Source organism: Rhizobium moroccans, assembly GCF_057559155.1.
The window spans coordinates 145,954-152,661 of record NZ_JBHFJG010000011.1; the positions used below are offsets into that span (position 1 = coordinate 145,954).

A 6,708-nucleotide genomic window follows, 5' to 3' on the forward strand; every position below is an offset into this window, starting at 1 on the left:
GGATTGGGAACGGGCCGATGAAATATTGCCGCATATCGATTTTGATTCTCCTATTCATTGCCGCATCCTTCTATTTCCGCCCCGCGCAGGCTCAGAGCCAGTCAGCACCGCCGCGGCCCCTGGCGGTCGGGGTTTATGTGAGCCCGCCTTTCGTGATGAAAGATGGGGAACACTATTCCGGAATGGCGATCGAGCTTTGGGAGGCGACGGCAAGGCCGCTGAACCTCGTCTACAGCTATCGCGACTATCCGAGTTTCGAGGCGCTTATCGCCGCGACGGAGCGCGGCGAGGCCGATGTCGCCGTTTCCAACCTGACGATCACCAGGGGGCGGGTCGAGCGCATCACGTTTTCCCAGCCCTGGTATGATGCCGGTTTGCGCATCATGGTGGCGGATAGCGAAGATGCGGGGTTCTGGCAGGTCATCGGCGGGCTGGAGCGCGCCGGCCATCTGCGCGCCATGGCCTGGCTCGCCTTCATCGTCGTGGTCGCCACGCTCGTTCTCGCCCTGTTTTACCGGCGCATCGACAAGACCTTCCCGCAAACCTGGCATGAGGGCCTTGCCGAGAGCTTCTACGAGGTCATGTCGGTCGCCACCTCCGGCAAGGTCACGCGCCCCAATGCGCTCGGCTGGTTGGGAAGGGTTTCGGGCGGGATCTGGATGGTCTGCGGCGTGGCCGTCATCGCCTATCTCACCTCATCCGTCACCAGCGTCATGACGGCGCTGACGCTGACGCATCAGGTCAATTCCCTTGCCGACCTGCCGGGAAAGACCGTGGGCGTGCTCGGCGGCAGCGTAGCGGAGAGCTATTCGAACGAGCTGCGGCTTGCGACGGACGCATATTCCGATATCGACGGGGCGGTGGCGGGCCTTGTCTCCGGCCGTTCCTCCGCTCTCATCGGGGATGCGCCGGTGCTGGAATATTATGCGCACACCCATTCCGCGTCACCGCTCTCCGTCGTCGGGCCGATCTTCCACCCCGACAAATACGGTTTCGGCTTCAGGCACGGTGACACGCTCAGCCACGAGGTCACGCTGCAGATCCTCGCGTTGCAGGAGGCGGGCGCGCTGGAAAACCTGCGACGGAAATATTTCGGCAACAGCCAGTGACCCAATCCCGTCACCGTAGCGCGACCGCTTTCGTCTAAATCGTTAACCAAAGCGGCATGTTGCCGGTTGGAAAATCGGCCGCAGCACTACCATTCCGAATCACGCGATTTCGAGTTCGACCCGAGGAGTAGCGATATGAACAAGACATTGATCCTGGCGTTTGCCGGCGTCCTGGCGCTGTCGGCACCGGCGATGGCGCAGACCGCGGCCGATACGGACAAATCGCTCGACAGCCTGTTTGGCGATCACAAGCCCTATGCGGATTTCCTCGCCAAGCTGCAGAAGGCGGTCGCCTCCGACGATAAGGAGACCGTGGCGAACATGGTGGATTATCCCTTCCAGGCGCGCATCGCCGGCAAAGCCGTCAAGATCAAGGATGCCAGGCATTTCGTTGCCGACTACGACAAGGTGGTCACCGCGAAGGTGAAGGCTTCCATCGCCAAGCAGACCTATCCGACGCTGTTTGCCAACTGGCAGGGCGTGATGATCGGTGATGGCGAGGTGTGGTTCTCCGAGGTCGGAAAGGACGAAAAGCATATGGCGGTGAAGATCATCGCCATCAACGACTGATACACCGGTCAGGCATTTCGATTGGAAAAGCCGGGTTCGACGCCCGGCTTTCCAAGGCATAGAACATCAGTCGCAGACGCGTGCGCGATACATGTCACCCCAGGCATTCTGACGCCAGATGACGCGGCAGGCGGGATAAGCCCGGTAGACCGGTTCGTAGATAGGTGCCTCATAAACCGGGCCGGCATAGGCGGGGCGGGCAGCTCCGGCGATAAGCGCGCCGCCGACGATGGTGCCCGCGATACCGGCGGCAAGGCCGCGTCCGAAATTGTTGTGAGCTTCAGCCTGGGAGGCGGTGGCAATTGTGGTGCCCGCAATTGTCAAGGCGACCAGACCGGTGGTGACGAGCTTGCGCGTATTGGTCCACATGGTCCTGTTCCTTTTGCTCTTCAGGCGCGGCTTGGGTGGCCTTGCCTGAATACGGGCAAACAATGCGCTTCCCGAGACTACGGTTGCATGTCCATTCCGTTAAATTTTGGTAAGCCGCGCCGGCGCTGCAGCCATCCCGAGTTTCCCTTCCGTCCTCCGGTCAATTGCAATGACGGCGCTGCACGTTGTAGCCATATCCATAGCTTGGATATTGGAGGAGGAGACACAGCATGGATCGTTTCACCGGCGGCTGCCTGTGCGGCAATGTCCGATTTGCGGCGGAGGGCCGCCCATACCGGGTCGGCATTTGTCATTGTCTCGACTGCCGCAAGCATCACGGGGCCCTTTTCCACGCCTCCGCGATATTCCCTGAGGACGCGGTGACAATCGAGGGCGAAACGCGCGACTATGCCGGGCGGCATTTCTGTCCTCGCTGCGGCTCGACCGTTTTCGCCCGCAGCGGAGGAGACGAAATCGAGATGAACCTCGGGTCGCTCGATGCTCCGAACCAATTTACGCCGACCTACGAACTCTGGACCGTCCGTCGCGAAACCTGGCTGCCACCGTTTCCGCTCAAGCGGCGATACGAGCACGATCGGGACAATACGGAGCGACTTGAGGAATAGGGCGCCTCACTCCGGCAGACCCGCCTTGCGGAAGCCGTCGATGAAATGCTGAAGCGTCGCGGCGTCGCGGAACGGCTCCGTCGCCGCCCAATGGCGGATCGTGAAATCCGGGTTGCCGACGAGGAAGAGTTCCGCCTCCACGCGCGCCTCGTCGAGCCGGCCAAGCTGGGCGAGGCTCGCCGCCAGGAAGCGGCGGGAGCTTGTCCGATAGGTTTCGTCCCGGCGCAGCGTCTCGACAGCCTCTTCGTATCGGCCAGCCGCATATTGCGCCTGGCCGAGCGCCAGATAGTACCAGCTTGCCGGAAACGGGTTCAGCCGGAACGCTTTGGCGATATGCTCCTGTCCCTCCTCTATCCGCCCGGCCAGGATCGCGATGTCGGATAGGGCCGCAAACGTGTCGGCCTCGTTGGGATCGAGCGCGAGCGCCTTTTCGAACTCCGCATCCGCCTCGGCAAAGCTGCGCTCATAGGCGAGCAGATAGGCGAGGATCCAGCGCGAGCCGGCGCTGTCGGGATCGAGCGTCACGGCCTTGCGGGCCAGTTCCAGCGCTATGTCCCGATCGGCTTCCGTCGGGCCGCCGGAATGCACCCAGCCCATCCAGTGGTTCATGGCAAGCCAGCGATAGGCCTCGGCATAGTCCGGATCGAGCGAAACCGCGCGCGTCAGCATCAGATGCGCTTCCCGCGCCATCTGCGGCGTGTCGTCCATCAGCCTGCGCGCCCGCACGCAGAGATCGTAAGCCTCGAGGTTCTTGGGCCGATTGCGCGGCGGCGGAGCGCTGAGCCTGCCGGTGAGCGCCTCCACGATCCTGGCCGTCACCTCGTCCTGCACCGCAAAGATATCGTCCAGGCCGTGATCGAAGCGTTCCGCCCATAGGTGATCGCCGCTTGCCGCGTCGACCAGTTGCGCATTGATGCGCACACGGCCCACGGCGCGTCTTGCGCTTCCCGTGAGCAGGTAGCGCACGCCAAGCTCCTCGGCGATAGCGCGCACGTCCATCGCCTTTCCCCTGTAGGCAAAGGAGGAATTGCGCGCGATGACGAACAGGCCGGAATTCCTGGAGAGATCGGTTATCAGGTCTTCGGTCAGCCCGTCCGCAAAGGCTTCCTGTTCGGGATCGTTGCTGATATTCACAAAAGGCAGCACGGCGATCGATGGCTTGTCGGGCAGGGGCAGGGGATTTCGCTTGCCTCCGCCGAGCCGTTCGACGGTGCCGAGAAAGCGGTAGCCGACGCGCGGCACCGTGGAAATCCATTCACCGCCCCCATTGGCGGCGTCGCCGGCTGGGCCGAGCAGCTTCCTGATCTGTGCGATCTGGACGGTGAGGTTGCCTTCCTCCACGGCCATGCCGGGCCACGCCGCATCCATCAATTCCGCCTTGCTCAGGATCTCGCCGGGCCGGCCGACCAGCGCCGCGAGCAGCTTCACCCCGCGATAGCCGAGGGCCACGGGATCATCGTTCCAGAGCAGTGTTCCCGCATCCGGATCAAGTACGAACGGACCAAAGGCGAAGCGCGATCCCTGCATGGGCGCATCTTTAGAACCTTTAAGGCTCGGATGGAACCTTGTCTGGCGCATCCTGCGCGAGAGGACGCCGGGTCTTCAAGCCTGCCGGACGATGGTGCCGATGACATTGACGAGAAGGCGCGCGGCCGTCAGGGCCGATAGGCCGTCAATGTCGGCGGGAGGATAAAGTTCAACAAGGTCGAATCCTGCGATCTTGGCCCGCTTGCCGAGGCCTGCGATCAAGTCGATCACCTGCGTATAAGTGAGGCCGCCAGGGGCGCGTGCCGCCACGCCCGGCATGATACCAGGATCGATACTGTCGCAATCAAGAGTGACAACAACGCGCGCTCCTTCCGGGATATACCGGAGCGCGGCTTCGATGCCTTTAGAGTGAACCTCGCGGGCGGTCACGAAGCTGCTGCCATAATCCCGCGCTGCTTCGATGTCGGTGAAGCGGGCACTACCGACGCTGCGGAGGCCGGCCTGCACGATGCCGGCGATATGCGGCATCTCGCTCGCCCGGCGCATCGGGCTCGAATAGCCGTAGCGTTCGTCATTCACCTCGTCGCGCCAGTCGATATGGGCGTCGATCTGCAGTATCCAAATCGGACCATGATCCGCAAAGCCGGCGAGGAAGGGAATCGTCACGGAACAGTCGCCGCCGAGCAGGATCGGCGCTGCCGGCAACGCTAAGATCTTGCGCGTCTTCGCCTCGATCCGGGCACGGTTGCCGGCATTGTCATGCATGGTGGTCGGGATATCGCCGGCATCTATGCAGGAGACCGGCTTGCCGTCAAACAGCGGGCCACCGAGATCGAAATCCCAGTGCTCGACGAGTGCGGCATCCTCCTGGCTCGCAGCGCGGATTGCATCGGCGGCCAGGGCATGTCCGCTGCTGTCCTTGCCTCGATAGGTGCTGCCGTGACCGGCTCCGAAGATCACAGCATGGGGGATGCGGCTGTCGGCGAGGTGATCGGGAAGGCCGAGAAAGGGAGCTGAGGCGGCGGTCATTTCTTGATAGCCTTGATAATGAAATCTCTGTGCCTAGGCAGAGGATAGTTGGTTTGCGATAGGGCAAACCCTGCGCCAAGCCTTGCAAGCCTGCAAGATAGCCCGTTTGGAAGTTTTTGGAACTATTCGGGAGGGCTTAATTACGGCGCTCTCCGCATCCCGCAGAATTCAACCTCTTTCGAGGGTCACCGGACCCTCACACCCTATGGAGGTTGCCATGAACGATATTCCCCACGCTGAGCAGGCTGAAGCGCCGAGCCGGCGCCATAGCCTTGCGGGTCTGCGAAACATCATCGCCACCTGGGGCGCGCGGATGCGCTTCCGCTTTGAGCTCGAGCAGAAACTGAAGGACGATCCCCACTTGATGGACGATATCGGGCTCACGAGACGGCAGTTCGAAGACGAGATCTCCAAGCCCTTCTGGCAAGGACCGACACCGCCTCTCTAAGGGGAGATGCTGCAACAGCGGCGGAAGGCCGTTTCCTTGCCGTCATAGAGCTAAGCGTATGCAGCCGGATCGGCTACGGACTGCATGACGGCTATCGGAGGCGTGGTTTTCGTCTATCCTTAAGGCTCCATAATCACGCAGTCACGGCCCGGTTGCGGGCAACGATTTCGTCGTGGGTCAGCTTGCCACCGGCCGCTGCGAATTCCCTGATGAGAGCTTCGCGATTGCCGGCCGCGCGGGATTGATCCGCTGATTGCAGCGCCGATCTCAGCTCGCTCCTCGTCAGTTCCGTGCAATAGGCAGGGGTGCCGGGCTGCTGACGCCAGGAATCACCGAGACTTCCAGAGTCGTGTGCGTCAAAGCCCGTGGCTTCCACCAGTTCCATGGCGGTAGCCTTTGCCTTCGGATCGTCGCCCGCGACCGGAATGGCGATCCGTCCGGATGTCCCATTCGGTTGTCCTCTCTCGGCCAGCGTCTCCGCCAGCACAGCATTCCATGCTTTGACGACGGGTCGCCCAATCTGCTCGCTCACCCAGGTGCTTTCAGGCCTGCCTCCGTCGACCTCGGCGATCGCACCGTCGCGGAACGGGTAATAGTTGGAGGTGTCGATCACGACGACGTCGGTCGGCACGTCCTTGAAGAGCCCGGCAAGATCGGGATAGTTCGCGAACGGGATCGAAAGAATGATCGCCTCCACGCTCCGCACGGCGTCCTCCTTAGAAACAGCGGTGGCTCCTACGTCGCGGGCAAGATCGCGAATGCTGTCCGGCCCCTTCGAATTGGCGAGTTTGACCTCATGGCCGCTGGCGGCAAGTTTTCTCGCCAAAGTCGCGCCGATGTTCCCGGCTCCGATGATTCCGATCTTCATGGAATGTCCTTTCGTGAATGTGGGTCCGACAACTGAGCCCTACTCGGCAGCCATTGCAGTTCGTAACTCCAGCTCCTTTGGGAAATTCCCGTGGCTTTCTTTTTCTGTCGGCTTGATGCGGAACCATGCGGCATAGAGCGCGGGCAGGAAGAGCAGGATCATCACGGTGCCGACCGCCGTGCCGCCGATCAGCGTATAGGC

General features: G+C 62.0%; 8 protein-coding genes. 4 read left to right on the plus strand and 4 right to left on the minus strand.

From position 1 onward, the window contains the following. Positions 1-17 precede the first annotated feature (17 nt). Together ACE04I_RS08930 and ACE04I_RS08935 are read left to right on the plus strand one after the other, a co-directional pair. Positions 18-1,109: a transporter substrate-binding domain-containing protein gene (locus ACE04I_RS08930; protein WP_046794474.1), complete on the plus strand. Its 1,092-nt coding sequence runs from the start codon at positions 18-20 to the stop codon at positions 1,107-1,109. A 135-nt stretch (positions 1,110-1,244) separates the two neighbouring features. Beyond that, the gene (locus tag ACE04I_RS08935) at positions 1,245-1,679 is read left to right on the plus strand and encodes a hypothetical protein (RefSeq protein ID WP_046794473.1); all 435 of its coding nucleotides are present in this window, start codon (positions 1,245-1,247) and stop codon (positions 1,677-1,679) included. Positions 1,680-1,745: 66 nt separating this feature from the next. On the opposite strand, the gene ACE04I_RS08940 is transcribed toward ACE04I_RS08935, so the two are convergent. Continuing rightward, positions 1,746-2,048, minus strand: coding sequence for a hypothetical protein (locus ACE04I_RS08940; RefSeq protein WP_046794472.1), 303 nt, complete (start codon positions 2,046-2,048; stop codon positions 1,746-1,748). 230 nt (positions 2,049-2,278) lie between these two features. Here ACE04I_RS08940 and ACE04I_RS08945 point away from each other — a divergent pair, with 230 nt between their 5' ends. Then, on the plus strand, positions 2,279-2,674 hold the full coding sequence (locus tag ACE04I_RS08945) for a GFA family protein (protein WP_046794471.1): 396 nt from the start codon (positions 2,279-2,281) through the stop codon (positions 2,672-2,674). A 6-nt stretch (positions 2,675-2,680) separates the two neighbouring features. On the opposite strand, the gene ACE04I_RS08950 is transcribed toward ACE04I_RS08945, so the two are convergent. Further along, on the minus strand, positions 2,681-4,201 hold the full coding sequence (locus tag ACE04I_RS08950) for a winged helix-turn-helix domain-containing tetratricopeptide repeat protein (RefSeq protein WP_046794470.1): 1,521 nt from the start codon (positions 4,199-4,201) through the stop codon (positions 2,681-2,683). 75 nt (positions 4,202-4,276) lie between these two features. Continuing rightward, entirely contained in the window at positions 4,277-5,191 is a 915-nt protein-coding gene (locus ACE04I_RS08955; RefSeq protein ID WP_046794469.1) for an agmatinase, read from the minus strand. A 217-nt stretch (positions 5,192-5,408) separates the two neighbouring features. Here ACE04I_RS08955 and ACE04I_RS08960 point away from each other — a divergent pair, with 217 nt between their 5' ends. After that, complete coding sequence (locus ACE04I_RS08960; RefSeq protein ID WP_046794468.1) at positions 5,409-5,639, plus strand: DUF1127 domain-containing protein; 231 nt, start codon at positions 5,409-5,411, stop codon at positions 5,637-5,639. A gap of 133 nt (positions 5,640-5,772) precedes the next feature. Here ACE04I_RS08960 and ACE04I_RS08965 read toward each other — a convergent pair whose 3' ends face one another. Continuing rightward, the gene (locus tag ACE04I_RS08965) at positions 5,773-6,507 is read right to left on the minus strand and encodes an NADPH-dependent F420 reductase (protein WP_046794467.1); all 735 of its coding nucleotides are present in this window, start codon (positions 6,505-6,507) and stop codon (positions 5,773-5,775) included. Positions 6,508-6,708 lie beyond the last annotated feature (201 nt).